The sequence below is a fragment of the Micromonospora sp. NPDC050276 genome, from assembly GCF_044459545.1.
Taxonomy (GTDB): Bacteria; Actinomycetota; Actinomycetes; order Mycobacteriales; family Micromonosporaceae; genus Micromonospora.
The window spans coordinates 36,357-60,176 of sequence record NZ_JBITJA010000022.1 but is presented as its reverse complement, the minus strand read 5'-3'; the positions used below and the strand labels follow the sequence as shown (position 1 = coordinate 60,176).

The 23,820-nt window shown below is 71.6% G+C and carries 22 protein-coding genes; 13 read left to right on the top strand and 9 right to left on the bottom strand.

Going from position 1 to position 23,820, the window contains the following annotated elements; genetic code table 11:
- The first annotated feature begins 75 nt into the window (after positions 1-75).
- On the top strand, positions 76-1,473 hold the full coding sequence (eccD, locus tag ACIBF8_RS30105; RefSeq protein ID WP_396787300.1) for a type VII secretion integral membrane protein EccD: 1,398 nt from the start codon (positions 76-78) through the stop codon (positions 1,471-1,473).
- Positions 1,474-1,496: 23 nt separating this feature from the next.
- Here eccD and ACIBF8_RS30100 read toward each other — a convergent pair whose 3' ends face one another.
- Positions 1,497-2,675: a type VII secretion protein EccE gene (locus ACIBF8_RS30100; protein ID WP_396787299.1), complete on the bottom strand. Its 1,179-nt coding sequence runs from the start codon at positions 2,673-2,675 to the stop codon at positions 1,497-1,499.
- A gap of 160 nt (positions 2,676-2,835) precedes the next feature.
- On the opposite strand from ACIBF8_RS30100, the gene eccB reads away from it, so the two are divergent.
- From eccB to ACIBF8_RS30060, 8 genes are all read left to right on the top strand, one after another.
- A complete protein-coding gene (gene eccB / locus ACIBF8_RS30095) occupies positions 2,836-4,449 on the top strand; it encodes a type VII secretion protein EccB (protein WP_396787298.1) in 1,614 nt (537 codons plus the stop codon).
- Between the two features lie 46 nt (positions 4,450-4,495).
- Positions 4,496-4,906: a hypothetical protein gene (locus tag ACIBF8_RS30090; RefSeq protein WP_396787297.1), complete on the top strand. Its 411-nt coding sequence runs from the start codon at positions 4,496-4,498 to the stop codon at positions 4,904-4,906.
- Entirely contained in the window at positions 4,899-6,173 is a 1,275-nt protein-coding gene (locus ACIBF8_RS30085) for a WXG100 family type VII secretion target (protein WP_396787296.1), read from the top strand. The genes ACIBF8_RS30090 and ACIBF8_RS30085 overlap by 8 nt, the downstream gene beginning before the upstream one ends.
- 205 nt (positions 6,174-6,378) lie before the next feature.
- Positions 6,379-6,738, top strand: a complete 360-nt coding sequence (locus tag ACIBF8_RS30080) for a hypothetical protein (RefSeq protein WP_396787295.1) — start codon at positions 6,379-6,381, stop codon at positions 6,736-6,738.
- 156 nt (positions 6,739-6,894) lie between these two features.
- On the top strand, positions 6,895-7,713 hold the full coding sequence (locus ACIBF8_RS30075; protein ID WP_396787294.1) for a hypothetical protein: 819 nt from the start codon (positions 6,895-6,897) through the stop codon (positions 7,711-7,713).
- Positions 7,714-7,746: 33 nt separating this feature from the next.
- Positions 7,747-8,088 (top strand): hypothetical protein, encoded by a 342-nt coding sequence (locus ACIBF8_RS30070; protein WP_396787293.1) that lies wholly within the window; start codon positions 7,747-7,749, stop codon positions 8,086-8,088.
- A 31-nt stretch (positions 8,089-8,119) separates the two neighbouring features.
- Positions 8,120-8,527 carry a pyridoxamine 5'-phosphate oxidase family protein gene (locus tag ACIBF8_RS30065; RefSeq protein WP_396787292.1) on the top strand — a complete coding sequence of 136 codons (408 nt, stop codon included), beginning with the start codon at positions 8,120-8,122 and terminating at the stop codon, positions 8,525-8,527.
- A 178-nt stretch (positions 8,528-8,705) separates the two neighbouring features.
- On the top strand, positions 8,706-9,350 hold the full coding sequence (locus ACIBF8_RS30060) for a C39 family peptidase (protein WP_396787291.1): 645 nt from the start codon (positions 8,706-8,708) through the stop codon (positions 9,348-9,350).
- 10 nt (positions 9,351-9,360) lie between these two features.
- Here the strand turns inward: ACIBF8_RS30060 and ACIBF8_RS30055 are convergent, their stop codons facing one another.
- Positions 9,361-10,740, bottom strand: a complete 1,380-nt coding sequence (locus ACIBF8_RS30055; RefSeq protein WP_396787290.1) for an FUSC family protein — start codon at positions 10,738-10,740, stop codon at positions 9,361-9,363.
- 104 nt (positions 10,741-10,844) lie between these two features.
- On the opposite strand from ACIBF8_RS30055, the gene ACIBF8_RS30050 reads away from it, so the two are divergent.
- Together ACIBF8_RS30050 and ACIBF8_RS30045 are read left to right on the top strand one after the other, a co-directional pair.
- Complete coding sequence (locus tag ACIBF8_RS30050) at positions 10,845-11,450, top strand: hemerythrin domain-containing protein (protein WP_396787289.1); 606 nt, start codon at positions 10,845-10,847, stop codon at positions 11,448-11,450.
- Between the two features lie 343 nt (positions 11,451-11,793).
- Positions 11,794-12,894: an AI-2E family transporter gene (locus tag ACIBF8_RS30045; RefSeq protein ID WP_396787288.1), complete on the top strand. Its 1,101-nt coding sequence runs from the start codon at positions 11,794-11,796 to the stop codon at positions 12,892-12,894.
- Here ACIBF8_RS30045 and ACIBF8_RS30040 read toward each other — a convergent pair whose 3' ends face one another.
- The gene (locus ACIBF8_RS30040; RefSeq protein ID WP_396787287.1) at positions 12,895-13,548 is read right to left on the bottom strand and encodes a dienelactone hydrolase family protein; all 654 of its coding nucleotides are present in this window, start codon (positions 13,546-13,548) and stop codon (positions 12,895-12,897) included. It abuts the gene before it with no gap.
- A gap of 192 nt (positions 13,549-13,740) precedes the next feature.
- Here ACIBF8_RS30040 and ACIBF8_RS30035 point away from each other — a divergent pair, with 192 nt between their 5' ends.
- Positions 13,741-13,935: a hypothetical protein gene (locus tag ACIBF8_RS30035; RefSeq protein WP_396787286.1), complete on the top strand. Its 195-nt coding sequence runs from the start codon at positions 13,741-13,743 to the stop codon at positions 13,933-13,935.
- Positions 13,936-13,980: 45 nt separating this feature from the next.
- Here ACIBF8_RS30035 and ACIBF8_RS30030 read toward each other — a convergent pair whose 3' ends face one another.
- From ACIBF8_RS30030 to ACIBF8_RS30020, 3 genes are read right to left on the bottom strand one after another with little or no spacing between them, the layout of a single operon-like run.
- A complete protein-coding gene (locus tag ACIBF8_RS30030; RefSeq protein ID WP_396787285.1) occupies positions 13,981-16,353 on the bottom strand; it encodes a glycoside hydrolase family 65 protein in 2,373 nt (790 codons plus the stop codon).
- On the bottom strand, positions 16,350-17,153 hold the full coding sequence (locus ACIBF8_RS30025) for an HAD family hydrolase (RefSeq protein ID WP_396787284.1): 804 nt from the start codon (positions 17,151-17,153) through the stop codon (positions 16,350-16,352). The genes ACIBF8_RS30030 and ACIBF8_RS30025 overlap by 4 nt, the downstream gene beginning before the upstream one ends.
- 57 nt (positions 17,154-17,210) lie before the next feature.
- Entirely contained in the window at positions 17,211-17,675 is a 465-nt protein-coding gene (locus tag ACIBF8_RS30020; protein WP_396787283.1) for a DUF4442 domain-containing protein, read from the bottom strand.
- A gap of 310 nt (positions 17,676-17,985) precedes the next feature.
- On the opposite strand from ACIBF8_RS30020, the gene ACIBF8_RS30015 reads away from it, so the two are divergent.
- Entirely contained in the window at positions 17,986-19,203 is a 1,218-nt protein-coding gene (locus ACIBF8_RS30015) for an acyltransferase family protein (RefSeq protein ID WP_396787282.1), read from the top strand.
- Here the strand turns inward: ACIBF8_RS30015 and ACIBF8_RS30010 are convergent.
- The 3 genes from ACIBF8_RS30010 to ACIBF8_RS30000 form a co-directional block, all read right to left on the bottom strand.
- Complete coding sequence (locus ACIBF8_RS30010) at positions 19,102-20,082, bottom strand: hypothetical protein (protein WP_396787281.1); 981 nt, start codon at positions 20,080-20,082, stop codon at positions 19,102-19,104. The two genes, ACIBF8_RS30015 and ACIBF8_RS30010, sit on opposite strands and share 102 nt — an antisense overlap.
- A gap of 93 nt (positions 20,083-20,175) precedes the next feature.
- Entirely contained in the window at positions 20,176-21,474 is a 1,299-nt protein-coding gene (locus ACIBF8_RS30005) for an ABC transporter ATP-binding protein (RefSeq protein WP_396787280.1), read from the bottom strand.
- A gap of 126 nt (positions 21,475-21,600) precedes the next feature.
- A complete protein-coding gene (locus ACIBF8_RS30000) occupies positions 21,601-23,811 on the bottom strand; it encodes a CDP-glycerol glycerophosphotransferase family protein (protein ID WP_396787279.1) in 2,211 nt (736 codons plus the stop codon).
- Positions 23,812-23,820: the final 9 nt, after the last annotated feature.

Here is a 23,820-nt window from a genome sequence, read left to right as displayed (position 1 = left end):
ATCTGCCGTGTGCGCGGTGGACCCGGACCGCAGCATCGCAGCCAGCCGAGCACAGACGCACACCTGGAGGCCACTGTGGCGACGAAGACGGCGACCGGTGGTCTGAGCCGGATCACCATCGTGGCTCCGCGTACCCGGATGGATCTGGCGCTGCCGTCGGACGTGCCGATCGCCGACCTGCTGCCCACGCTGCTGCGCTACGCCGGCGAGGACATGGCCGACGAGGGTGCCCGGCATGGCGGGTGGGCACTGTCCCGGTTGGGCGGTGCGCCCCTCGACGGCGGTCGTACCGCCGCGCAGCTCAGCGTCCGCGACGGCGAGGTGCTCTACTTCAACCCCCGGTCGGCGGCCGCGCCGGAGATCGTCTTCGATGATGTGGTGGACGCGGTCGCCACCGCGACCAACCAGCGCCCCGGCGCCTGGCAGGTCGGCGCGACCCGGTCCTTCGCGGTGGTCTTCGCCGCGGCGGCGCTCGGCGCCGGCGCCCTGGCCGCGCTCTTCGCCGGCCCGCCGCATCTGCCCGGTGCGCTGGCCGCCCTGCTGGTGGCGGTGGCGCTGTTGGTGGGTGCCGCGGTGCTGTCCCGGGCCGCCGGCGACAGCGGCATCGGCGCGGTGCTGGCCATGGTCGGCCTGGCGCACGCGGCCACCGGCGGCCTGCTGCTGCTCGCCGGCGACCGACCGCTGACCGATTTGGACAGTCCGCATGTCCTGCTCGCGGCGACGGCCGCGGTGGTGGCCGGCGCGGTGGCCGTGCTGGCGGTCGGCGACCGGTACCCCCTCTTCTTCGCGGCGATCGGGGTCGCGGCCGCGACCGGCCTGGGGGCGTTGCTCTGTCTGGTCCTCGGCCTCGACGCGGCGGCCTCCGCCGCGGTGGTGGCGGCCGTCGCGTTCGGCGTGGTGCCGGCGCTGCCGATGATGGCCTACCGGCTGGCCCGGCTGCCGGTGCCGTCGATCCCGACCGGCCCGGAGGACCTGAAGACCGACAGCGAGTCCGTGGACGGCCGGCAGGTGCTCCAGCAGAGCGAGCGCGCCGACCAGTTCCTGACCGGTCTGCTGTGGACCGTGGCCCTGTTGGTGCTGGGCGCACAGCTGGTGCTGGCCCTGGACGGGCGCTTGCCGGCGGTGTTGCTGTGCCTGGTGCTGGCCCTCTTGGCGCTGCTGCGGGCCCGACCGCTGCTGGGCCGGGCCCAGCGCACCCCGGTGCTGCTGGCCGGCACCGTGGGACTCGGCCTGGCCGCCGCGACCACCTTCGCCGGCGGGTCGCTGCCGGTCCGGCTCGGCCTGATCCTGGGCGGGCTGGTGCTGGCCGCCGTGGTCAGCCTGATCTACGGTCTGACCGTCGCCGGCAAGCGCATCTCGCCGGTATGGGGCCGGCTGCTCGACATCGTCGAGATCCTGCTGATCATCTCGCTGGTGCCGCTCGCCTTCTGGGTCTGCGGCCTCTACGGCTGGATCGTCAACCTCCGGCCCTGACGGCGCCCTGCCGCCCCGCCCGGCTACTGGCGGGTGGAGCCGCCCAACGCCGACGCGACCGGAGCGGTGGCGTAGACGCCCGGAGCGTGTTGACCGTCCATCGGCCGGGTGGCCGCGCCCACTCGGCCGGCGACCTCCCGGACCACCTTGACCAGCGCCTCGACGTGGTTGTCCATCGCCGCCACCCGCAGCAGCGGTGCCGCCACCCGACCGTCCGCCGAGACGGTCGCGGCCACCGTGTGCGACGGCGCCGAGGTCGCGGTGATCGCGTCCACCAGCGGACCGAGCGGCGCATCCGAGCGGCCGCGCAGCACCATGCAGCGGTGCGTCCAGCCGCCACCGCGCAACCCCCGCCAGGTCTCCGCCGGCGCCTCGGGCACCAGGTCCAATCCGGCGGCGGAGACGATGGCCGCGCGCAGCTCGTCCCGGCTCAACGGTCGGTGGGCCAGACCTGCCGAGGTCAACGCCTTGCCGAGCCGGCCGATCCCGGCAGCCACCGTCCGGTGCACGCCGGTCAGTCCGCCGCCCCGGCTCACCGCCTCGACCCGGGCGTCCCGGACGGTGAGCCGCAGCGCCACCCAGACGGTCCGGTGCGCAGCCGGCGGGGCGCCGGGCGCCGGATACCAGACCAGCGTGTGCGCGACGACCTGGGCTCGGGAGATCGGGGCGCTGAAGTCCGCGAGGACCCGCAGCGCGCGGTCCACCGTGGAGGCGTCGACGGAGCCGACCGCCGCGCCGCTGGCGGCCTGCAGGGCGACCGCGGCGAACCAGCCCTGGCCGTCGCGCCCGATGCCGAGCCGGGTGCCCCGGTCGGTCAGTTCGATGACGCTCAGTTCGGGGGCGAGCGCGGCCAACCGCGGGTCGGTCGCCGTGCCGCTGGCCAGCGCGGCCGACGCCTGTTCAGCGCGTCGCCGCAGTCGCCGGCGCAGCAGCAGATCCTCGAACCACCAGCGACCACCTCGACGGGCGAAGAGGGCCAGGACGATCAGCACCGCCACCGCGCCCACGACGGCGAGCACCCAGCTGGGTCCGGCCGTGGCGGCCCAGACGCCGAGCACGCACAACTCCAGTACGACCAGCTGCCCGACGAACACGGGGCCGACCCGTCCACGGCCGGGCCGCTCGGCCGGGGGCACCGGCGGGGTCGCAACGTCGGTCGGGTCCGTGGCCGCTCGGGCGGGTCGCGCCTGAACCTGCGTCATCGCTGACTGTCCCTCCTGCACGGTACGGCTCTGCGCCGGGTCGGCCGGTGCCGGCCACGAGCGGTGGTCCCAAGGAACCACCATCGGCCCCTTATCGTAGGGAAGCCCGCGACGGCACCCCGACCTGATCGTCGCGGATCCACCCCGCCGGAGGTAAGTCATGCGGACCCGCCGCGATCAGGTGCAGGCGTACCGCTTCGTCACCCGCCGCATCGTCTCCGCCTTGCTGTCGGGCGATCCGGAGACGACCAACCTGCCGATGCGACGGCTCGGCATGGCCGTCTTCGGCAGTGTGCTCGCCGCGGCCATCGTGCTCGGTGGGGTGGGCGCCTACGGCCAGCTGACCGGGAACGCGGCGCCGCTGGACGACCAGACCCTGGTCATCGAACGGGAGACCGGCGCGACGTACGTGTTCATGCAGGGGAAGTTGCATCCGACGCTCAACTACGCCTCAGCGCGCCTCATCGTGAACGACGGGAGCGCGCAGGTGCGGACGATGTCCCAGGCGTCGCTGCGGGACCGGCCTCGCGGGGTCACCCTCGGCATCGTCGGGGCACCGGACGCGCTGCCGGACCGCAAGTCGCTGACCGGTCTGCCCTGGTCGGTCTGCGACGTTCCCGACCCGGTCGACCGGCAGCGGTCGAGCACCCGCCTGGTGATCGACCGGGCTCTGCCCGGAGGCACGCCGCTGGGGGATCGCGCGGTGCTGGTCTCGGTGGACGACCAGCGGTATCTGATCACCAACAACACCCGGCTCCAACTGCTCGACCCGGCGCGGACGACCACGGCGCTGCGGATGGCCGGCGCCGAACGACTCCAGGTTGGTCAGCAACTGCTCAACGCCGTACCGGCCGGCCCACTGCTGCGCAGGCCGTTGCTACCCGACGAGGGTGAGCCCAGCGGCCGCGACGTGGCAGGGCGGTCGTACAACGTCGGTTCGGTGTTCAAGGCCGCCGAGCGGCACTACGTGCTGATCCGGGACGGCCTCGTGCCGGTCAGCGAGATCACCGCTCTGCTGATGGTCAGCAACGGCACGCGGATCACCGACATCACCCCGAATCAGGCCAGCGACGCGTCCGTCGAGCAGCGGATCGAGGAGGATGGGCTGCCGCCGGCGATGCCCGAGCTGTACCGGGCTCAGCCCGGTCAGACCACGCTGTGCGCGACGTACCGGACGGGCAGCGCGGGGGGCCCGCCGACTACCACGCTGGAGGTCTTCGACCGGGTGCCGGTCGAGCTGACCGAGAGCGATCCGGGCCTGGTGCCGGTGCGCCAGACCAGGCGCGACGCGGTACGCACCGCCGAGGCGGTACTGCTGCCCGGCGGCAAGGGCGTCATCGCCCAGGCCTCGCCGGGTGCCGGGACCAGCGGGTCCGGTGCCGCCGGATCGACGATCTACCTGATCACCCCGCAGGGCATCCGGTATCCGCTCGCCTCGGCGGACACACTGGGGGTGCTCGGCTACGGCGGGATCACCCCACTGGCGGTGCCCGGCTCGCTACTCTCGCTGATTCCGACCGGGCCGACCCTGGACCGCGAGGACGCGTTGGCCGTCTTCGCTCCCGACGCGGCGGCACCGGCCGCACCGCCGTCGGCCGCACCGAGGTCAGGCGCACCGTCGGCGACGCCGACGCCAGGCTCGCCGACGACGTCCGGCTCGACCTCGGCCGCGCCGCCGTCGGGCTCCACACCGTCGACTCCAGCCAGCGGCGCCCCGGCGAACGGCGGTGCCGGCGGCGGGTTGCCCGTGGGATCGACCGACGCCGACGGCTGAGCAGGTTCGACGGGTCGCCCGGAGTCGCACTGGTGGACTAACCTGGATGTCGCTGACGGTTGTCAACCAGAACGACGGGGATGTTGCCATGGCCGGGCGCACGGAAGTCGACCTGTTGTCCCTTGAGGACTTCCACGAGCACCTGGCGTCGCGGTTGAGCCAGGCCGAGTCGGTGCTGCGCAAGCTCAACACTGAGATGCAGTGCCGCCCTCCGGCGCTGGGCTCGTTCTTCGACGCCACTGACCAGGCGCGTCGCTACAGCGACGTCCACCAGTCCTATGTGGATCAAGCCGAGCGGATCCGGCAGGCGGTGCTGGCGGCACAGCAGGCCACCAGCACGATCCTGAGCAACTACCGCACCGCCGAGGCACGCAACGCGGCCAACGCCGACGACGTCACCGCCGCGCTGACCCCGGTCGACCGGGCGTTGCAGCCGAAGGAGGACGGGCGTGTCTGAATACACCCAGCGCTACCAGGGCAGCAGCCACCAGCAGCTGTACGACGGCCTGATGGCGGGCAAGCCGGAGCAGATCGAGGGCGTGGCCACCCAGTGGGCCGAGCTCAAGGGCATCCTCGACGGTCTCGGTCGGGAGCTGAGCGGCGACCTCGAAAAGCTCGCCAACACCTGGACGGGCTCGGCCGGTCGGGAGTTTCACCGGCGACTCAGCCTGATCGTCGCGCACAGCGATGCGTTGGGCGAGGGGATGGCCGGCGTCAAGCAGGGGTTGACCATGATGGCCGACCATCTGCGTGCGGCCCACAAGCAGGCGGAGAGCCCGGAGGAGACCGACGACAACGACAAGTTGATCGGCGGTGCGATCAAGGGTGCCGCCACCTTCGGTCTGACCGGAGCGATCGTCGGGGGCATCGCGGGCCACCAGCAGGACAAGGCGGAGCAGGAGAAGGCCCACCAGCGGATGGTGAACCTGGTGGCCGGTCTCGCCAGCAGTTACGAGATCTCCGCCTACGACCGGGTGGTCGACCCGCCGCCGCCCGATCCCGACACCCCGAGCACCGTCAGCAAGGATTCCACGCCGCCGCAGAGCGTCTCGGCCATCGCCAAGGTGTCCGGCGGCCCCCACACCGGCACCGGCACCGCGCGCAAGGGCGACGCGACCATCTCGACGCCCAACCACGTTGCCCAGCCGCCGGTCACCGGCGACGGCACGGTTCCTGGACACGACGGCTCGGGCTCCGGTGGCAGCCCGGCGGTCGGCGTCGGTCCGATCGGGGCCGGCAGCGACCCCATCGGCAGCGGCACCTCGCTCGCTGGAGCGGACCCACTTGTCGGCGGCGCGCTGCTCGGCGGGGGTGCGGCCGGGCTGGTCGGCCTGTCCGGGCCGGCCGCGGTGCCCGCCGGAGCGAGCACTGGGCCCGGCCTGCTCTACGGGGCACACGGCGGGTCACCGGCCGGCGGGGTGTTGCGCAGCGGCTCGCTCGCGGGCTCGGGCAGCGCGGCCCCCACCTCGGCGCGTCCGACCGGTGGTACGCCGCCGGCCGAGAGCCGCGCCGCCAACGGGATCGGGCGCAGCATCGACGGTCAGCGCGGCGGGAGCGGCGGTCGTGCGGCCGGGGGCGGCGCCAACCGTCCGGGCGTGCTCGGCGGCCACGGTCGACCGCAGGACGACGACTCCGACGAGCGGCTGACCTGGTTGACCGAGGACGAGATGGTGTGGCAGGACGGCGAGCGGGCCGCACCCCCGGTGCTCGGCACCGGCGACTGACCATGAGCTGCCGCTGGCGGGCCCTCGCCACCGGCGGTGCCACCCGAACGATGTGCGGTGCCCCCGATCGGACCCGGTCCGGTCGGGGGCACCGCCGTTTCGCGCGTCGTCCAATGGCGTCCACAGTGCGCATGGTGGTAGCGGTCACGCCGGAGCAGTCCGTCGCCGTGCTGCGGTCCGCCCGCACGGGCGATAGGTTGGTCGGGTGTCGTCCGCAGCGTCCGCCCGCCCAGCCCGCTGGGCTGTGCTGCGGTCACTGCGGGAACTGACCCGCCTGGCGGTCACCGCGCTGGTCCTCGCGGTCGGCCTCGGTGCCGCCCTCGCCGCGACCCCACCGCCCGCCCCCACGCAGCTGCGGCCGAGTGCCGTCAGCAGCCGGGTGGCCAGCGTCCGCCCCGACGCCGGCCCGGCCATCGAGCGGGCAGGTCAGCCCGCCGTCGCCCCGCCAGCGAGCACCGTCGATATCGCCGCAGCGGCCGGTCCGGTCGTGGCGGGCCCGGGGCACGCGCCAGCCATCGATCCCGGCCGTGGCACTCCTGCGCGACGCGGCCCGCCCACCCGCTGAGCCAGGCCCGGCGATTCCCGCGGCCCGGTCCCGGGTAGTCCGTCACGGCACCTGAGTCGCCGTCCACGGGACGTTCCCGCTACCGGGCCGACCGGTGTGGTAGCCGCGCCTCCTGCCGCCCGTCGATACCCGCCTTTCGACCGCAAGGTGCTGATCATGCAAACCATCCTCTCCGCCGTTCTTCCCGACCTCTCCCGCGCCGCCGTCATCTGGCTGAGCCTGCTCGGCGTGGTCGCAGTCGTTGTCTCCGCTCTCCTGCTGCGGCCCGGCCGGCTCCGCCTCGACCCGGGCGCCCGGATCCGCCGCGCGGCGATGCCAAGCCAGCTTGAGCAGGCGCAGCAGGAACGGGAGCAGAGTCGCTACGCGCAGGAGGTCGCGGTGGCCGCCGAGCGGGCGACCACCACCGCGCAGCGCCGCCGGGCCGAGTGGGTGGCCGCGCAGGAGGCGGTCGAGGCGGCCTGGCAGACGTACGAGGCGGCCGAGGCGGCCGTGCGCCGGCTCGACGCCGCAGCCGCGATGCCGCTGCCGCACACCGCGCGGACCCCGGCCGAGTACGCGGACCGCGAGCGCTACCTGCACCGGGCGGCACTGGACGCGTACTGGCGGCGGGAGCTGTCGGTGGAGCAGCTCAGCGACATCTTCGCGCACCGCGACGGTTGGGACCCGCGGCTGCACCCGGTCGAGCAGGAGCTGGTGCTCCAGCGGGCGATCCGGGACAACCTGGCGGCCAAGCACGCCGCGGCCCGCGAGCAGGAGCAGGTCGCGTGGCGGGCAGCGGAGTTGGCCGTGGCGGCGGCGCGCAGTCTGCGCGAGGAGGCGCACGCTGCCATCGGACGACGGGCCGTCGAGTCGGCGTCCGTGCTGCCGCTCAGCGAGGTTGGCGCGCCGTCGGGCAAGCTGACCCGGGAGAACGTCGAGCAGACCCGGGAAAACTCGGTGATCGCTCGGGGCCGCGCGACGGTGCCCGCGTTCTGAGCCGTACGCCGCCGGGTGGGTTAGCGTGACGGCATGTCCCGACAGGCATGGGTCCTCGTGGTGATCGCCAGCATTCTGGCGCTCGCCACACTGGTCGGTGCCGTGGTGCTGGCGGTGCGGGTGGTGCGGACGCGACGGCTGTTGACCGGGCTCGGGGCGGGCGGCAAGGTCGCCTTCTACGGTGCGCTGATCTACACGATCTTCCCGGTCGACGTGCTGCCGGACCCGATCTACCTGGATGACATGGGTGTCCTGGCCGCCGCGCTGATCTACCTCACCCGACTGGTGCACCAGCGTCGGGCGGCGGGCCGCCAGTTGCCCGGTCAGCCGGACGCCCCGCCGGATCGGGATCAGGTGCGCCGCCGCGTGCCATGATCGAGGTCGGTTCGACGGACAGGGGACGGGCATGGCAGGCGATCATCGGTTGGATGTGCACGATGAGCGCGTTGTCGCCTTCTGCGCAGAACGACATCTTGCGACGCTGACCACCCTGCGGGCGGACGGCACCCCGCACGTCGTACCGGTCGGGGTGACCCTCGACCCGGCGGCCGGTTTGGCCCGGGTCATCACCTCCGCCACCTCCCGCAAGGCCCGGCAGGTGGCGGCGGCGGGCGCAAGCGGCGCGGCGGTGGCCGTGTGCCACGTGGATGGCCGCCGCTGGTTGACCATCGAGGGCCGTGCGGTGCTGCGGTCGGATCCGGCCGCCGTGGCGGAGGCGGAACGCAGGTACGCCGAGCGGTATCGGGCACCGCGTCCGAATCCGCAGCGGGTGGTCATCGAGATCACCGTCACCGGGCTGCTGGGCAGCCTCTGAGCGACCTGGTCGCGCCGCCAGCCAGCGGAATTCTCGGCGAAGCAGAGCGGTTACGCCCTCGGTACGCCCAGGGCTGAGACCACCGATGGTCGTCGCCCCCGTGTTGCGCCGAGCGCCATTCCCGGTGCTGCCGCCCTCCGGTGTCCGGAGGCGCCAACCCCCGAACGGAGACTCGACCATGAACCCGATCGTTCAGAAGAGCGGTTTGTCCGTCGTTGGCCTGCTGGTCGCCGGCGGTTGTGCCCTCGGTCCGGCGGTGGCCGCGCAGGCCGCCCCGACGCAGGCCGCCCCGGCCTCGTCGAGCCAGAGCGACCGGCACGCCGAGCGGATCCTCGGAATCGACTACCAGGCTCAGCCGAACTTCTACTACTGCGGTCCAGCCGCGACCCGGATGGCGTTGTCCGCCCAGGGCAAGGCGCTCTCCCAGGACGAGGTGGCCACGCTGCTGGGCACCACCGAGGCGGGCACGCCCTCGGCCCTGGACACCACCCGGGTGTTGAACGAACTGACCGGTGGCAAGTACCGGACCACCGAGATTCGTGACTCGGTTGCCCGCCCCGACCAGGTCGAGCAGCTGCGCCGCGACGTGCTGGCCGCGGTGGACGCCGGTCGCCCGGTGGTCGCCAACATCAAGGGCACGACCGTGGACACCGACGGCAACCCGCACTCGTACGAGGGGGGCCACTACCTGACCCTCGTCGGCTACCGCGACGGCGGCGACACGATCCGGGTCGCCGACCCGGCCGACCCGGCGCTGGGCGAGTACTGGATGAGCCTGCCGAAGGTCGCCAACTGGATCGCCGAGCGCGGCTACTCCGCCTGACCCTGACGGTTCACCGGGCCGGCCTCTCCCGAGCGGGGAGGCCGGCCCGACTGTCGTTACGCCGGGCGGCGAGGTGCGCGCGTCGACGGGCGCGGATGGCTCGTGTTGGTTGGGTCCGGTGCAGGTGTCGTCGGACCGGCGGGTGGACCGCCGCTTCGCCGACACCGGCCGCCCGGCGCACGATCCGATTGGCGACCTCCGGGTCGCAACCGGAGGCCCGGAGCAGGTCGCTGCACGCGGTACGCAGGCCGGTCACGAGGGACTCACCGAACGAGCGGACCCCGCTCGCCGCCGCTCGCCCGGCCAATTCGGCACACTCCTCGACCAACCGGCGGGTGCGCTGGGGGTCGTCCCCGACCTTGCACTCCATCCGCATCTCCCCCACCGCCTGACCCAACCGGCCCATCGCCTCTGGCAGCTCGGGCGGGATCGGCTCGCCGTACTGCAGCGCGGTCGAGGACCAGCGGGCCAGGGCGCGGCTGTCCAGGAGCAACCGCTCCAGGTGGTCGGCGCTGCGGGCATAGCGGTGGTACAGCTGTCGGCGGTGCCAGCGCACCGGGGCGATCGTCACGACCTCCTCCGCGCCGCTCAGCGCGTCGTGCAGCCGACCCAGGTCACCCTCGGTGCCGCGGAGACGCTCCAGGACTTTCAGCGTCCGATCGCCGTCGTGCTCTCGCATCGCCTGCGCCAGCTCGGCGAGCTGCTCGCAGAGGATCGCGAAGATCGGTGCCGCGGCCCGGTCCAGCACTCGCATCGGGTTGACCGGCAGCAGGAGCGCGACCACCACCAGGCCGACGGTGCCGCCGACGAGTGCGTCGAAGATCCGGGGCAACTCCAGGCCACGTTCCACCGGGGCCAGCGTGGCGATCAGCACGGCGGTACCGCCGGCCTGACCGACCAACGGCCCGCCCTTTCCGGCGACCAGCAACGCGGCGGCGATGGCCAGCGCGACCACCGCGCCGGTCTGCCACGGTCCCGAACCGATCAGGAATCGCAGCGTGTCGCCGATGATGATGCCCAGGGCCACGCCGCCCAGCAGCTCGAAGGTGCGCCGGGCCCGCTGCCCGATGGCGGTGGCGATCGTACCGACGGCGGCGGCGGGCGCGAAGACGTGCGATCCGGGGCCGAGCAGGTTCTTGGCGAGCAGGGCGGCGATCGCCGCGGCCAACCCGGCCTGGATGGAGATCACCAGGGTGATCTCCCACTGTCGGGCCCGGATCCGGCCGGCCTGCCCACCGCGGTGCCGCACCCGCCGAACCGCGCGCTCGGCGGTCTCATCGAGCCGCGACTGATCGCGGCCAGCGGATGGGCGGTCGTCGGCCATGGCGGCGGTTACCCAGGCGACGGCGTGGCAATCGTGGCGTACCGGCACCAGCGGCACCCTGCGCACCAGGCACACCGGGGAACACATCGTCGACCGTAGGTTTGTGCAGCCCCGTGGGGGTACCAGGGCCACACACCTCCCACCGATCCGCAACCGGTAAGGGCCGTGACATGACCAATCCGCAGAACAGCGACGACCAGGACGTCGTCGACATCCTGGTCGCCGACCATCGTGAGGTCGACGCCCTCCTCGACGAGTTGGCTACCCGGCAAGGCACCCCCGAGCACCGCCGGCACCTCGTCGACGTGGTGATCGCCGAACTCGTCCGCCACTCGGTCGCGGAGGAGGCGTACGTCTATCCGGTCGCCCGTAAGGTGCTGCCCGACGGCGACGAAATCGCCGACCGGGAGATCGCGGAGCACGCCGAGGCCGAACGGACCATGAAGGAATTGGAGTCCGTCGAACCGGCCGACCCGCGCTTCGAGGAGTTGCTCGCCCAGCTGACCAGCACCGTCCGACATCATGTGGCGGAAGAGGAGAAGGAGCTCTTCCCCCGACTGCGCGCGGCGACGGCCCGGGAGGAGTTGGTCGAGGTTGCCGCCAAGGCCACGGCGATCAAGAAGATCGGACCGACCCGGCCGCATCCGGGGAGCCCGGAACACCCGCCGGCGAACAAGCTGCTCGCCCCCGGCATCGGTTTGGTCGACCGGCTGCGCGACGCGTTGAGCGGCCGGCCCACCTCGATGGACGAGCTACGCGACAAGCGCCAGCGCTGACCCACACACCTGCCGGACCGGGCACTCCCGGGTCGCCGACAACTCGGCGGCCCGGGAGGAGCACGGCGGGTCAGCGGACCTGGTCGATCTGCTTGTCATGCTCGTCCGCGAAGTCCTTGGCCTTGTCCATGAAGTCACCCACGGCGTTCCTCCTCAGTCCGGTCCGTCTTTTCCGCGTTCCCCCGGCCGAACAGCGCAAACGCCGCCGGTCCGGTTGCGATTCGCGAACACACGCCCACGTCACCCTGGCTCGCGTACGATCCGCGCGGGTGACGGTCAGCGACAGGGGTGTCGGCGCACGACCGACCGGGTACCGACCTCGTCGAGATCGAGGAGGACCGACATGGCCGCAGAGGACCCCGCACCGGCAGGCGGCCCCGGGCCGCGCCAGACCTGGGCAGCGCTGCCCTGGCTGGTCCGGACCGCGGTGTTGTGGAGCGCCTGCCTGGTGGTGATCGCCGCCGGGCTCTACCTGCTGGGCCGGGTCGCTGTCCTGCTGGCGCCGCTGGCTATCGCGCTGGCCGCCACCATCTTCCTGACCGCGCTGCTCGACCCGGTCCTGCTGCTGCTCCGCCGGCTGCGCCTGCCGGCGGCGCTGGCCGCGCTCTGCACCGTACTGCTGCTGCTCGGCATCCTGGTCGGCGTCGGTGCCCTGGTGTGGAACCTGACCGCCAGCCAGTTCGACCAGCTCAGCCAGGAGCTGACGCAGGGGGTCGAACGCAGCCGGGACTTCGTGACGTCCACACTGCCGGTCACCGAGGCGCAGCTGGACCGGCTGGTCGACCAGGCCCGGCAGGGCCTCGGCGGCAGCTCTCCGGATCCGGTGGCCGGTGCCCGGACCGCCACGGAGGTGTTCGGTTCCGCGTTGCTCGCTCTGGTGCTGCTGTTCTTCCTGCTCAAGGATGGCCGGTCGATGTGGCACTGGGTGCTGTCCCGGGTGTCCGGCCCGAACCAGCCCGTGCTGGCCGAGGCCGGCCGGGCCGGTTGGCAGACGTTGGGCGCGTACAGCCGGGGGACGATGTTCATCGCCGCGGTCGACGCGCTGGGCATCGGGCTGGCCCTCGTGGTGCTGCGGGTGCCACTCGCCCTGCCGCTGGCGTTGATCACGTTCCTCGGCGGGTTCGTCCCGATCATCGGGGCGACGGTGGCCGGCGCGGTGGCGGTGCTGGTGGCGCTGGCCGCGAACGGTCCCACCACCGCGCTGCTCACCCTCGCGGCGGTGATCGCCGTGCAGCAGATCGAGGGCAACCTGTTGGAGCCACTGGTCATGAAGCGGCAGGTCCGACTGCACCCGGCGGTGATCCTGGTGGCGGTCACCGCGGGCACACTGATCGCGGGGATCGCCGGCGCCTTCGTCAGCGTTCCGATCACCGCCGTCCTCTGGCGCGTCATCGACACCGTCCAGCAGCGCCGTTCGGCCTCGGCCCTCCTGCCAACGGACTGATCATCGGCTGAGGTGCGTGGTGAACCAGGTGCCGGCCTGGTCGGCGACCTGCTCCAGGGTGCCGGGCTCCTCGAAGAGATGGGTGGCACCGGGGATCACCCGCAGCTCGCCGACCTCCCCAAGCTCGGCCAGCGCCCGCTCGTTGAGCGTGATCACTTCCTCGTCCAGGCCACCGACCAGCAGCAACGTCGGGGTACGCACCTGGGCCAGCGCGTCTTCGGCCAGGTCCGGCCGACCGCCTCGGCTGACCACGGCGGCCACCCGATCCGCGCGGGACGACGCCGCGACCAGGGCGGCGGCGGCACCCGTGCTGGCGCCGAACAGGCCGATCGGCACGTCACCGGCGGGGCGTTCGGCCGCCAGCCAGTCGACGATCCCGGCCAGCCGGCTGGCCAGCAACCCGATGTCGAACCGCAGTTCGGCGGTTCGGGCGTCCACCTCGTCCTCGGCCGGGGTCAGCAGATCTGCCAGCACCGTGCCGAGTCCACGGTCGTTCAGCGTCTGGGCCACCGCCACATTGCGGGGGCTGTGCCGGGAACTGCCGCTGCCGTGCGCGAACAGCACCACGCCGACCGGCTGGGCGGGCAGCGTCAGATCGGCGGGGAGTTGTGCGTCCCCGATCGGAATGGTCACCGTGCCGCGCCGCTCGTCCATGCCCCACCTCCGGGTGTTCGCCGGTGATCCGGGTACCCCGTCCGCCGCGCGACACGCGCCCCGAACGGCCGCGTCACCCCGGGCCGTGGGCACGCCGCCGGGCCGCGTTTGCCCAAAGGGGCGTCGGGTACGCGACGAGCGACCGCAGACCGTGTCGGCGCCACCGCGCCCCGACGGATCGCGAGGATCGCCATGGCCAAGCAGCAGATTTCCCGGCAGCAGCAGCTGACCGAGCAGGCCCAGCGGGAACAGGACGCCGAGCGCAATCAGGACGTCGGGGAGCAGGACTTCGGAGACCGGGCCGCTTCGGCCCGGCTGCCCGACGACCCGAAGGCGGCGGCGCCCCGGGACGCGATCGGTCGCCCGTCCACCGGCGAGCCGGTCTGACCGCCAGGCGCAGCGGGCGGGGCGGGAGCACTCCCGCCCCGCCCGTCACTGTTCGCGCTCGGGCAACCGCAGCAGCGGTGACCGGCCCGGTGGCTGCTCGGGCGGCGGGCCGGACGACTCGGCCTGCGGCACCGGCACCGTCACCGGCTCGTCGCAGGTCACCCGAACCATCTGGTCGTGGTGGCGCAGCTCCACCACGTCGTCCGGGCCGCCGTGGCGCAGCGAGTACGTCGTCTGGTGCGGTCGGACATCCACCCGCAGCGCCAGCCCTCGCCACTGTAGGGAGAACTCCAACCGGCTGAGGCGGCTGGAGAGTCGGGGGGCGAAGGACAACTCGCCGTCGTGGTCCCGCAGACCGCCGAACCCACTGACCAGGGCGAGCCACGAGCCGGCCAACGACGCCATGTGTACGCCGTCGCGGGTGTTCTCGTTGAGGTCGTGCAGGTCCATCAGCGCAGCCTCGCGCAGATAGGTGTGCGCCAACTCCGGGTGGCCCACCTCGGCGGCGAGCACCGACTGGGTACAGGCCGACAACGACGAGTCGCGTACGGTGCGGCGTTCGTAGTAGAGGAAGTTGCGCACCTTCTCCTCGGGGGTGAAGGCGTCACCGCGCCAGTGCATGGCGAGGACCAGGTCGGCCTGCTTGACCACCTGCTTGCGGTACAGCTCGAAGTACGGGTAATGCAGCAGCAGCGGGTACTTCTCCGCCGGGGTGTGCGTGAAGTCCCATTCCTGGAGCCGGGTGAAGCCCTCCACCTGTTGGTGGACGTCGAGCTCCTCGTCGTACGGGACGTACATGGAGGTGGCGGCGTCGCGCCAGCTCGCGGCCTCCTCGTCGGTGACCCCGAGGTGGAACGCCTCGTCCCGGTAGCGCATGACCACGTCGGCGGCGGTGAGCAGGTTCCGCTGCGCCATGAGATTGGTGTAGACGTTGTCGTTCTTCACGGCGGTGTACTCGTCCGGGCCGGTGACACCGTCGATGTGGAACTGCCCGTGCCGGTCGTGGTGGCCGAGCGAGCGCCACAGCCGGGCGGTCTCCACCAGCAACTCCAGCCCGATCTGCCGTTCCAGCTGGGTGTCCCCGGTGACCATCACGTAGCGGCGCACGGCGTCGGCGATGTCGGCCGCGATGTGGAAGGCCGCCGTGCCGGCCGGCCAGTAGCCCGAGGATTCCGGGCCCCCGATGGTGCGCCAGGGAAAGGCGGCACCCCGAAGGTTGAGCATCTCGGCACGCTCCCGCGCCGAAGCCAGTGTGCTGTGCCGCCACTGCAACGCGCTGCGCACCGCGCTCGGCTGGGTGTACGTGAGCACCGGCAGCACGAACATCTCGGTGTCCCAGAAGGCGTGGCCGTCGTAACCGGGGCCGGTCAGGCCCTTCGCCGAGATCGGCCGTTGCTCGGCCCGCGCGCCGGCCTGCAACACGTGGAAGAGACCGAACCGGACCGCCTGCTGCACCTCCGGGTCGCCCTCGACCAGCACGTCGGACGCGTCCCAGAACGCGTCGAGGTAGTTGCGCTGCTCCCGGTGCAGTCCGTCCCAGCCGTCGAGCCGGGCGCCGGCCAGCGCCGCGCCGACCTGGTCGCGCAGCGCCGGCAGGGACCGGCGGCTCGACCAGCTGTAGGTCAGATACTTGATCACCCGTAGCTTCTCGCCGGGCTTGAGCACGCAGGCGATGGTGGTGCGTACCCAGTCCTGGTATCCCTCGGACTCGATGGTGGTGTGGTCCGGGCCGTGCACCTCGTGCTCCATGGCGGCGGCGACCCGCAGACCGGAGACCTTGGTGCGGTGGATCAGCTGCCCTCCGTCGGGGGTGGTCAGCTCCTCCTCGGCCTGTAGCGGCGACTCCAGCACCGCCGCGACCCGAGGGTCCCTGCTCTGCGCGGGCAGCGACTCGTTGGCCACCAACTCGGACTGCACGATCAGCCGCAGTGGGCCGTTCACGGCCTCCACCTCGTAGCTGATGGCGGCCACGGACCGTTGGGTGAACGAGACCAGACGGGTGCTGCGGACCTTGACCTCCCGACCGGCGGGCGAGCGCCAGTGCAGCTCCCGGTGCAGGGTGCCGGCCCGCAGGTCGAGGATCCGCTCGTGGGCGAGCAGTTCTCCGTAGCGCACGTCGAGCGGTTCGTCGTCGACGAGCAGCCGGATCAGTTTGCCGTTCGTGACGTTGACGATGGTCTGCCCGGATTCGGGGAAGCCGTAGCCCGCCTCCGCGTACGGCAGCGGCCGCAACTCGTAGAACGAGTTGAGGTAGGTGCCGGGCAGGCCGTGCGGCTCGCCCTCGTCGAGGTTGCCGCGCAGGCCGACGTGCCCATTGGAGAGCGCGAAGACCGACTCCGACTGGGCCAGCACGTCCATGTCCAGCCGGGTCTCCCGGACGTGCCACGGCTCGACCGGATAGGCCCGTTCCCGGATCACGCGGGACCTCGTTCGCCGGCCGGGTGCTGGGCGCCGGTGCGGGTCGGGCTCGCCGGATCGGCGTCGTCGAGCAGGTCGGCGAGATCCGTCACCACGATGTCGGCGCCGTGGGCGAGCAACTCGTGGGCCTGCCCGACCCGGTCCACGCCGACCACGTAACCGAAGCCACCGGCGCGCCCGGCGGCCACCCCGGAGAGCGCGTCCTCGAAGACGGCGGCCTGCGTCGGGTCGACGCCGAGCAGGGTGGCCCCGGCGAGGAAGGTGTCCGGGTGCGGTTTGCCGCGCAGCCCCTGAGCGCGGGCGACCAACCCGTCGACCCGGGCCTCCAGCAGCTTCTCCAGCCCGGCGGCGGCGACCACCTCGCGCCCGTTCGCGCTCGCGGTCACCACGGCTCGGCGGAGACCGGCCTCGGTCGCCGCCTTCAGGTACCGCACCGAGCCCGGGTAGACCTCGACGCCGTCGGTACGCAGACGTTGCAGCAGCAGGACGTTCTTGCGGTTGCCCACACCGTTGACGGTTTCGGCCTCCGGCGGGTCGTCCGGGCTGCCCTCGGGCAGCACGATCCCGCGGGAGGCGAGGAACGTCCGGACGCCGTCGGCGCGAGGGCGGCCGTCGACGTAGCGGTTGTAGTCGGGGCCCGGGTCGAACGGTTGGAACGGTTGACCGGAGGCCGTGGCACGCTGCTGAAGAAACTCGTCGAACGTCTGCGTCCAGGCGGCGTTGTGTACGCGGGCGGTCTGCGTCAGCACACCGTCCAGATCGAAGAGGCAGGCGGTCACGTGAGCAGGTAGGCTCAGCACGGTACGAATCTATCCACCCCACTGGGCCGGTAAACCCGTTTCCGCCGCCGACACGGCTCAGTTTGGCCGCAACGTCCAGATCACGGTCATCGCCGAGGTGGGCTTACCGTCCTCGGTGGTGATCTCCACGTGGACCGGGAACTCCGGACGACGACCGGACTCCAACTCCTCGATCACCTCGTGGGCCGGCCGGCCGAGCCGTGCGGTGGCCAGCACCGGACCCATGGCGAGCTTGCGGTAGGCGATCTCGCCCTGGACGGCCAGCGGCACGGCCCGGTCGAGCAGTTGCCCGAAGGCGGCCAACACGACCGCGCCGGAAGCCGTCTCGCCGAGGGAGAACATGGCGCCGGCGTGCGGCCCGCCGACGTGGTTGTGGGTGGCCGGCGAGTCGGGCAGCCGGACCACCGCCCGTACGCCGCCCTCCGCTTCCGGTGCCACCTCGACGAATTCGAGGCCGAGCGTGCGGGCGAACGGCACCGCGTCCAGCATTCCGGCCGCCACCTGGCGGGAGTCGATGGTCATGACCCGACGTTACTCGGCGGTAACCTGCCAGGCAAGGTCGCCCGCCCCGGTTCGGGGCTACCCGTTGTTCATTTCTCGAACAATTGCCATCCGCCATCCGATCACCTATCCGAATGAGATCCACGATACCGACCGCAAATCTCGGAAGACGGCAAGCCGAATAGCGTGAACAGTCGGCGAACAAACGGAATTGGGTGCACCTCCCGGCGGGCATCCATCTCCATCTGAGTTGCTATAACCTGGCGCCGAACTGGAGGAACGAATGACGACGACGCCCGGAACCACCGTCCCGAAGATACGCATTCCCGCCTTGACCGGATTACGCTGGTTCGCTGCTCTCGCTGTCTTCTTCCATCACTCGGCAGCGCACGAGTCACTGCCGGATCCGGTGCGACGGATCATGGGAGCGGGCAGCAACGGTGTCACCTTCTTCTTCCTCCTCTCGGGCTTCGTCATCGCGTTGAACTACTTCGACGGCGCCACCCGGCCCACCCCGCGCAGCACCTGGAACTACCTGATCGGTCGGCTGGCCCGGGTCTACCCGCTCTATCTGCTGGTCCTCGTCGTCGTCTGGCTGGCCGTGGACCACCACTCCAACGTGAGTCGGTTCCTCATCCAGGCGCTCGCGCTACAGTCCTGGCACCCGTCGCTCGTCGTCACCTACGGCATCAACGCGCCGGGCTGGTCGATCGGCGTCGAGTTCTTCCTCTACGCCTGCTTCCCGCTGCTGGTGCTGGCGCTACGTCCGATCGCCAACAACGCCAGGGCTCTCCTCGCCGTGGCGGCGGCGACGATAGTCGCGGCGTTCGTCCTCGCGGCGCTGTTCCAGCACTTCCGCAACGGGCTGCCCGCCACCAATCCGTTCAGTGCGCACCGTTGGCTCTATCGCACGCCGGCGACCCGACTCGGGGATTTCACCCTCGGCATGGTGACGGCGTTGCTCCTGCGGCAGGCCAAGCTGTCGTGGCCGGCGTCGGCCAGCTGGAACCGGGTGCTGTCGCCGTCGCTCACCTGGCTTCCCGTGGTGGCGACCCTGCTGCTGATGGCGTGGCCGGACCGGACCCGCTACTACGCCAGCTACGACGCGCTGTGGATGCTTCCTGGAGCACTGCTCTTCTTCGGCCTGGGCCAGTATCCGCGGTCCGCGCTCAGTCGACTTCTCAGCACCCGGTTCATCGTCTTTCTCGGCGAGGTCTCCTTCGCCTTCTATCTGGTGCACCGCCCGCTGATGCAACTGGTCGGGGAGGCCGCCTGGATGAACGACGACCTCCTGACCTACGTCGCGAAGCTGACCCTGCTCGTCGCCGCCATCATCGCCGCCGCGGCCGCGTGCCATTTCCTCTGGGAGCGGCCGGCCCAGCGGCTCGTCAACCGCTACCTGAAAATCAGGACACCGGCCGCACCCACCGCTACCCCAGCGTCGGCCTCAGAGGTTGGCGATCGTCCGCAGGATCTCCGCGTAGAAGTTGCCGTCGATGCTGCGGAAGAAGGAAAAGTCCTGACCCGGGTCGCCGAAGAACGGACGTAGCGTCCAGCCCAACTGGGTGCCGACGAAGCCGAAGAGCAGGATCCAGATGTAGAGCAGGTTCATGCTGGCCGGCCGCTGCGTCGGCTGGCCCGGGCGGATCGGGCGCTCGCCCCACGGGCGCTGCTGGCCGGGATGCCGCACGCCGGGCGGGAACGAGGTGCCGACCGGCTGGCCGCTCCACTGCTGCGGGACGTGCACCGGAGCCGGCGCGGTGGTCACGGCACCGTTGCCGGCCGACTCGACCGCCGGGGCTCCGGCCGGCACGGCGACCGGCTCGGCGGCCGGCGTGGCGCCGACCGGCACCGCGGCCGGCACGGCCGGGACCGGTGCCTGGGCGTCGTCCTGCGCCTCTACCTTGGCTCTGGCGGCCTCCGGAGCGAGCAGGCCGTGGTCGTTGAGCACCTGCATCCCGCTGGTCAAGAAACGCAGACCGACCAGCGCCGACAGGGTCAGGATCGCCACGTTGAGCAGCTTGAAGAACCCGTAGTCGGGCGCGGTGATCAGGAAGAAGAGACTGATCGGCGCGAACGCCACCGCGAGCATCGCGGTGACCGTGATCGCCACCATCACCAGCGCCAACGACTGCCGCACCGAGAGCCGGGCGCCGAACACCAGATTGAACAGGTAGAGCGTGGGCAGGCAGATGGCCAGCGTGACGAGGAACAGCAGTGGCAGCTTCAGCGCCGAGGTCAGCGCCATGAGCGGGCTGTGGAAGAAGCCCAGCACCGCCCCGTAGCAGGCCAACGCGACGGCGGAGCTGGCCAACATCCGTCCGGTCAGAGCGTTCAGGTCACGCTCGGCCACGATCTGCTGCCAGATGCCCTCGCGATCCCGCAGGATGCGCTCGATGACGAGCGGGCTGGGTAGGTCACCCGACACGGGTGCACCCCTCTCGGTGATCTTCACAGTGGACTGGGTGGGCAGACGGTAGGGCACCGGGTGGCCGGCCCGCCACCCCGCTCCGGCGAATCGTCAGCGCCAACCCACGTCGATCCGGTCGCCGCGCTCGTCGAAGAAGTGCAGCGCGTCCATCCGAACCGAGACGGCGAGTGGGTGACCGGCGCTGACCGCCGGGTACGGTGCCAACCGCACCGCCAGCTCCGCCGGGCGCCGGTGGTGCCGGCCCGGATCGGGAAGCACGCTGGTCTGGGTGCTGGTGACCGGGGCGTTCTGCGCCTCCACCGGCTTGCCGGTGAGTCGCTGCATCACCGAGCCGAACCGACGCAGGCCACGCTGACCGACCGGTGGCGATTCCAACGGCGCGCCCATCTCGTCGACCACGATCGCGGTCGCGCCGATGTCGAGGAACGCCAACGACTCGTGCCCGTGGTGCTCCAGGTAGCGGATCCGGCCCCGCAACACGTCGCCGGCGCTGTCCGGTGCGACCGGGGTGAGCGCCTCGGCCCGCATGCCGACCACGATCCGCTCACCGTGGTAGTGCGCCACCGCCCGACTGCGGATGTCGTTCCAGGGCAGGTAGAGCGACTGGTCACCGAGGTTGAGCGTGACGTACCGGTCGAGGTGGACGTAGACCGAGGCTTCCAGCAGGTTCATCCGTGGGCTGCCCAGGAACGCCGCCACGTAGAGCGTCGCCGGCCGGCCGTACACCTGGGTGGGTGTGCCCACGTCCTGGAGCACGCCGCGACGCATGATGGCCACCCGGTCGGCCATGGTGAGCGCCTCCGCCTGGTCGTGGGTGACGTAGACGGTGGTGACGCCCAGCTCCCGGGTCAGCCCGGAGATCTCCGCGCGCAGCTCGGCACGGAGGCCGCTGTCCAGGTTGGATAACGGCTCGTCCATGAGGAACAGGCCGGGTCGGCGGACGATCGCCCGCCCCATCGCCACCCGCTGCCGCTGCCCGCCGGAGAGCTGACCGGGCTTGCGGGCCAGCACGTCACCGATGCCCAGCGCGCTCGCCACGTCACTGACCCGCTCACCCCTCGGCGCCGGCTCGATCCCGGCCAGCCGCAGCGGAAACGCGATGTTGTCGCCAACGGTCATGTGCGGGTAGAGGGCGAAGTCCTGGAACACCATGGCGATCTTGCGGTCCCGGGGAGGCAGGTCGTTCGCCAACTCCCCGTCAAGCATGACCGCGCCGGTGGTCGGGTCTTCCAGGCCGGCGATCATTCGCAGCACCGTCGACTTCCCGCACCCGGACGGTCCAAGCAGCACCATGAACTCGCCGTCGTTAACATCAAGATTGATGCTGTCGACGGCCAGCGTGCCATCCCGGAAAACCTTGGTCACATCCTTGAGCGTGACGGTGCTCACCGTCTTCCCCCCCAGTGCGCGTCGACCGAACCCCACAAGACTGTGACCAGGATCATGGCTTTAGCACATCGGGTAAACGTCTTATGTTCGATCGATGTCGCTGCTATTACATGACAGAAGACCCGATCAACAGCGGGTGGACCGTCCGTCCGGCTCCCCGAGGAACACCTGGCGCACCACCCGCTCCGCGGCCCGCCCGTCGTCCAACGTGCAGAATCGGGCCCGGAAGTGTTCGCGCGCCTTGGCCGCCGCGTCCGAGCGCACCGCGTCGGTACGAAACAGGTCGAGCAGATCGGCGAAAGTGGCGGCCACCGCGCCCGGCGGTTCGGCCGTGACGTCGAAGTAGACCCCCCGGGCCAGCCGGTACGCCTCCCAGTCCGGCGTGTAGAGCACGATCGGCCGGTCCAGCACCGCATAGTCGAACATGGCCGACGAGTAGTCGGTGACCAGCACGTCAGCCACCAGGTAGAGATCCTCCACCCGCTGATAGCCACTGACGTCGCGGACCCGCTCCCAGTCCTTCGGCTGGCCCGGACGTCGATCACGGTCGTGGAAGTAGTGGCTGCGCATCAGCAACCGGCCCGAATCTCCCAGCGCCTGCACGAACCGGTCCGGGTCGAACGGCGGCCGGTAGCCGGGCAGGTGCTCACGGTGGGTCGGGGCGTACAGGACGACCTGTTCGTCGGGGTCGAGGCCGAACTCCGCGCGGAGCCGGCGCACCTCCTCCGGACCGGCCGTGACCAGCCGGTCGTTGCGCGGGTAACCCACCTCCAGGGTCGTGTACGTGGCCGGGTAGGCCCGGTCCCACATCTGGGTGGAGAAGCTGTTGGCGCTGACGCTGTAGTCCCAGCGGTCCACCCGGCGCAGCAGCCCGGCGAAGTCCATCCGCCCCGCGCCGATCGGGTAGCGCTGTTGATCCAGCCCCATCACCTTGACCGGCGTGCCGTGGTGGGTCTGCAGGTGCACCTGTTCGGGTCGCTTACGGACGAAGTCCGGGTAGTTGACGTTGTTGACCAACCACCGGGCGCGGGCGAGCACCCGGTAGTACGCCGGTGTTCCGGCGACCACGTACTCCACCCCGTCCGGCACGCTGTCCACCCGGTCCCGGCGCACGATCCACACGCCGCGCACCCCCGGCGCCAACCGGCGGGCCACCTCGTAGATCGCCGCCGGGTTGCAGGAGTATCCCCGGTACCAGTACGCGGCGTACACCGCGAGCGTCGGATCGACCGGCCTGCGCAACTCGGCCCGGTAGTACTCGCGCAGCAGCCCATCGCGGGTCAGCCGGGCACCGCGCCGGGCGACCGGGCCGACCTTGCGCCGAGCGGTACGGGCCTGCCGGCGGGCGGCGTCGCGGGCCCGGCTCGCGGCCCGCAACGCGCTGAAGGTGCGCCAGCGCCCGGAGGCGACGAGCTTGTGTTTGATCCCCTCGACCCCGTCCGGCACCGGGTAGCCGCCGGGCGGCAGCCAGCGCTCGTAGTCGGCGGTGATCTGCGCGAAGAACGCCGGCCGCAACTCCGGGGCGATCCGCTGACCGTTGCCGAGCACGGTCAGGTAATGCCAGATCATCCGTTCGAAGACCGCCGGCCGCAGGGCCTCCGCCGCCGGCCCCCACGAATCCATCAGGTGGAAGACCCGGTGCCACTGCGGGAAGACCTCGAAGTGCCGGTCGCCCCGGGTCCGGGTGATCGCGCCGGCGCGGCGTTGCCGGTAGTTGACGCAGACCCGATCCAGTACGCCGATCCGCCGCGCGGCCATCAGCACCGGGTAGCTGAACGAGACGTCCTCGTACCAGCCGGGCGCGAAACGCAGCCCGAGATCGACGAGGAACTCCCGGCGGACCAACCGGTTCCACGCGGTGTGCAGCAGGTGCATCGCCTCCGGCCGGTCCCGCAACCGGAAGGTGCCCGGGCCGGGCGACTCGGGAAACACCTCGGCCATCGCGCTGCGGGTGGCGGTGTCGTTCCAGTGGGTGCGGACGTGGTCGACCAGCAGGACGTCCGGGCGGGTGACCCGTAGCCGCTCGGCGACCTCGGTCAGGCACTCCGGGGCCAGCCAGTCGTCGCCGTCGAGGAACCACACGTACTCGCCGACGGCCCGGTCCAGCCCGATGTTGCGGGCCGGACCGAGGCCGACGTTCTCTGGCAGTCGGACCGAGTGGACCCGCTGGTCGCGGGCCGCGTACTCGTCGATGATGTCGCCGCTGGCGTCCGGCGAGCAGTCGTCGACGGCGATCACCTCGATGTCGGTCTCCGGCTGACCGAGGATGGAGTCCAGGCATTCCCGCAGGTAGCCCTGCACCCGGAAGGCCGGCACCACGAAGCTGATCAGGGTCATCCGGCCGCC